Origin of the sequence: Ketobacter sp. MCCC 1A13808, from assembly GCF_009746715.1 — a bacterium.
In the GTDB taxonomy this organism is placed as follows: Bacteria; Pseudomonadota; Gammaproteobacteria; order Pseudomonadales; family Ketobacteraceae; genus Ketobacter.
Genome location: NZ_VRKW01000039.1, coordinates 1 through 3,763 on the forward strand (window position 1 = coordinate 1; position 3,763 = coordinate 3,763).

Genomic DNA, 3,763 nt, shown 5'->3' on the forward strand with positions numbered 1-3,763 from the left:
ATCCCTGCTCCCTGGCCTGATCTTCGCTTAGCCCTACAGTACCAATACTTGGCTGGGTAAAGACCGCTGTCGGTATATTGTCGTAATTCAGCGGAGCTGCCCCCTCACCGAAAAAATGTTTCGATAAGAACATTCCTTCCGCCAACGCGACCGGCGTCAGTTGCATCCGATCAATCACATCTCCGATGGCGTAAACGCTTGGTACGCTACTTTGATACCGCTCATTCACTTCAACGGCACCGGATTTTGTCAATTTAATTTTCAGCGCCTCCAGCCCCAGGCCATCTGTTTTCGGCTTTCGCCCGGTAGCATAAATCACCAAATCGTAATCGCGGGTCTTGCCTTCGCCGTCGGTAACCGTTCGGACACCGTTGTTTTCCGATTCGATCGAAACAACATCCTGATTGAATAAAAGCGTTATGCCCTTTTCCTCGAGCGCCGACTTCACATGATGGCGAACATCAATATCAAACCCCCTGAGAAATAACTCACCGCGGTAACTTATGCTCACATCAACACCCAGATTTTTCAGAATGCACGCAAACTCAATCCCGATATAACCTCCACCGACAATCAGCGCCCGCTCCGGTAACGAATCCAAGTAGAAGAATTCGTTAGAAGTGATCGCGTGCTCAATCCCTGGAATCTCCGGCATAAAAGGCCAGCTACCGGTGGCAATCAGGATGTGTTTTGCCGAATAGGTTTTGCCACCCACCTGAACGTGGTTGGGCCCATCAAGCGAAGCGTGACCATCAATAACCGTGACATTATTACTCGTTAAAATCCGCTGGTAGATTCCATTTAATCGCTCGATCTCTCGGGTTTTGTTATCTCTCAGGATATTCCAGTCAAACTCTACCGGCGGAACGGTCCAGCCATACGACGCGGCCAAGGCGAGTTCTTCGCTAACATGCGAACCATAGTAGAATAATTTTTTCGGGACGCAGCCTACGTTGACGCAGGTTCCGCCATAATACCGTTCTTCCGCGATAGCAACCCGAGCCCCCATGGAAGCAGACATCCGCGCACAACGTACGCCGCCAGAACCTGCACCTATAACAAAAAGATCATAATCATAATCGCTCGTCAGCTTACCCAAAATACCACTCCCACGCAGATATCAATCTGTTGTTTAATCACAAGACCAGGGGATTATTAGGCTTCAGGCAATGACTTGCAAACCGGACAGAAAAAAAGGGAGCTTATGCTCCCTTCCACGTGCCAACCACAAATCATGGTGTTGCAATAGTACCGATTAACTTTGTCCCAGAATCTGTATTTCGACCCGCCGATTGGCGGCCCGACCCTGCGCAGTATCATTACTCGCGACAGGCTGTCTGGGCCCGTAGCCATTGGAATGTAACCGGTTGGCGGCGACCCCTTTTTGCTCCAGATAGCTTTTCACACTGTTGGCACGATTTTCAGACAAGGCCTGATTATGTTCAAAACTACCGGTGCTGTCCGTATGGCCGACCACTTGTATCGAGGTTTTGTTGTATTCCTTCAATACCACGGCGACAGAATCCAGAACTTCATAGAATGACGGCTTCAAATCATATTGATCGGATGGAAAGCTGACATTGCCCGGCATGTTCAACCGAATCCCGGACTCGGTACGCGTCACGCTCACCCCGGTCCCTTCTAGTTTCTGACGCAGAATTTTTTCCTGATAATCAAAATAATAACCTGCTCCGCCTCCGACTGCTGCACCAATTGCAGCACCTTTTGCGCGATCGTCCTTACTCGATACGGCGGCACCCACCACAGCCCCAGCTGCAGCACCAATCGCTGAATTACTGACCTTCTTCTCCCCCGTATAGGGATCGATGGTACAACCTGACGCGACCAGCAAAATACCGGATAACGCTACACTACCAAGCAATTTCATAAATAACTCCAGACATCAATTAACAACACAGCGGAAGCCTACAGCCGATAATGCCGCACGCTACCTGAATAAACACTGAATATACAAAGGGTATAAAGCGAAGCGTTTAATCACTCCGCTTTTTTCTGGGAAAAGGATATGCCCGCTTTATTCGTCTTCGGTACGCCTTTCATCACCGGAGCGCCGTTCTGCATTCGCTTCCGCTTCTTCAGGTGTTTCATCCTTTCTTCGATCCCGGCCCTTTCTTTCCTCTAAATAGTGCTCAATTTTTTTGTAGATCACATCTGCTTTAGGATCCATAACTGCCACTCCTGATAAATGGTCCAATCTTTTATCCTCTTATCTAAAGTCTTCCATTGGTCTTAACAAATCGTTTCAGGGAGAAGTATAGACAGCGCTCCAGGACACATGTTTGTTCCGCCCATGAATTCTTTAGACTTATTTGTAATAAGGTTAATTTCATTAGGTTATATAAAGCCTGTTTTATAGCTCAAAAAGGCGCTAAGAGGCGATGAATAGCGGGTTCGAGTCAATTTTATTTCCAGATCTACGAACTTCCATCGTAATTATGTGAACTGCGTCTTATAACTGGTGATATCCCCGAATCAGGGGCTAATGTGAATTACCCTGCCTAGTCTGTATCGGTAAGGTTGCAGGGCAGACGGCTTATTCGGCTTCTTTGCGGCTTTACCTCAATCTCAATAGGGGAATTTTTATGCTATCCTTTGCGCCGTAGATGAGTCGGGACAATATCATGCTGCTTGGATTATTAACCTTGTTTTTCTTCCAGATGCTGGGCTACCTGATCACCAATCTGGTGGCTTTGCCCATACCCGCCCCCGTGATGGGCTTGGTCCTGCTTTTTATTTACCTTCTTATCCGCGGGCAGGTTTCAGATTCGATGGTGAAAGTAACCACATCGCTATTACCCCTGTTACCTCTGTTTCTCATACCTGCCAGTGCCGGAATTGTTCAACATAAAGCACTTCTGGAGCAAGATGGCATCACCATAGTCGTCGCCATTATCGTGAGCTTGGTGCTTTCGCTTTTGTTCATTCCCTTTGTTTTTATATTCTTTATGCGCCTTTTTAGAAAATCGTAAATGAGTAATACAGTAGACCTTATCATTTCATTTCCCTATTTTGGCGTGCTGATTACGGTCGCCGCCTTCTATCTGGGTCAACGGGCCTACATAGCGAGCAATAGGAAAGCCTATCTGCAGCCTGTTGTGTTTGGCATGGTCATTGTTATAAGTCTTGTATTACTACTCGACGTGCCCTTTCAGGTTTACTATGAATCCTCCTACCTGCTCAGCGCTATGCTAGGCCCGGCGACTGTGGCTCTGGCCATTCCGTTGTTTCAAAATGCCAGACGAATCCGAGAACTGATCCTTCCCATTTTATGTACCGTCATCGTGGGCAGTATTTTTACCGTCGGCGTCGCGGTTGCAATCGTCTGGGCTATGGGAGGCTCCGAGCTCACGATTCTTTCTATGCCGACGAAGTCCATCACCACCCCCATCGCGATGATTGTTACAGAAGACATTGGAGGCATAGCCGCATTAAGCGCAATGTGTGTGCTGCTTACCGGTGCGCTGGGAGCGATGGTTGGCATTCCCATTATGAATCGTCTTGGTATCAAGGACGCCGGCATTAAGGGCTTTACATTGGGCCTGACGTCTCATGCTCTGGGCACCGCACGCGCGCTCGAAGAAGGTGAGGAGTGCGGGGCTTTTTCCGCACTTGCAATGGGGATCACGGGCGTAATGACTGCCCTGGTTCTGCCTTTTGTGGTGCTTTTTTTCACCTGATAAATCGATCTTCACCAGCCCGCCCCCCCGGTATCATCAATAACCCGTACCCGGTGTATATAGGC

At 48.4% G+C, this 3,763-nt stretch carries 5 protein-coding genes; 2 read left to right on the forward strand and 3 right to left on the reverse strand.

Translation table 11 applies throughout. The features are described 5' to 3' along the window. The 3 genes from FT643_RS22680 to FT643_RS22690 all read right to left on the reverse strand — a co-directional run. Positions 1–1,099 (reverse strand): FAD-dependent oxidoreductase (locus tag FT643_RS22680; RefSeq protein ID WP_156873687.1); only part of this gene is annotated, 1,099 nt, incomplete at its 3' end. Between the two features lie 156 nt (positions 1,100–1,255). Continuing rightward, on the reverse strand, positions 1,256–1,888 hold the full coding sequence (locus FT643_RS22685; RefSeq protein ID WP_156873688.1) for an OmpA family protein: 633 nt from the start codon (positions 1,886–1,888) through the stop codon (positions 1,256–1,258). Positions 1,889–2,035: 147 nt separating this feature from the next. Further along, positions 2,036–2,188 (reverse strand): hypothetical protein, encoded by a 153-nt coding sequence (locus tag FT643_RS22690; RefSeq protein ID WP_156873689.1) that lies wholly within the window; start codon positions 2,186–2,188, stop codon positions 2,036–2,038. 454 nt (positions 2,189–2,642) lie between these two features. On the opposite strand from FT643_RS22690, the gene FT643_RS22695 reads away from it, so the two are divergent. Together FT643_RS22695 and FT643_RS22700 are read left to right on the forward strand one after the other, a co-directional pair. Next, on the forward strand, positions 2,643–2,990 hold the full coding sequence (locus FT643_RS22695; protein WP_198043824.1) for a CidA/LrgA family protein: 348 nt from the start codon (positions 2,643–2,645) through the stop codon (positions 2,988–2,990). Then, on the forward strand, positions 2,991–3,698 hold the full coding sequence (locus FT643_RS22700; protein WP_156873691.1) for an LrgB family protein: 708 nt from the start codon (positions 2,991–2,993) through the stop codon (positions 3,696–3,698). It abuts the gene before it with no gap. Positions 3,699–3,763: the final 65 nt, after the last annotated feature.

Bases quoted from the DNA above. Each gene is read 5' to 3' on its own strand.
- FT643_RS22685 (WP_156873688.1), bottom strand. From the start codon at position 1,888: ATGAAATTGCTTGGTAGTGTAGCGTTATCCGGTATTTTGCTGGTCGCG.
- FT643_RS22700 (WP_156873691.1), top strand. From the start codon at position 2,991: ATGAGTAATACAGTAGACCTTATCATTTCATTTCCCTATTTTGGCGTG.
- FT643_RS22690 (WP_156873689.1), bottom strand. From the start codon at position 2,188: ATGGATCCTAAAGCAGATGTGATCTACAAAAAAATTGAGCACTATTTA.
- FT643_RS22695 (WP_198043824.1), top strand. From the start codon at position 2,643: ATGCTGCTTGGATTATTAACCTTGTTTTTCTTCCAGATGCTGGGCTAC.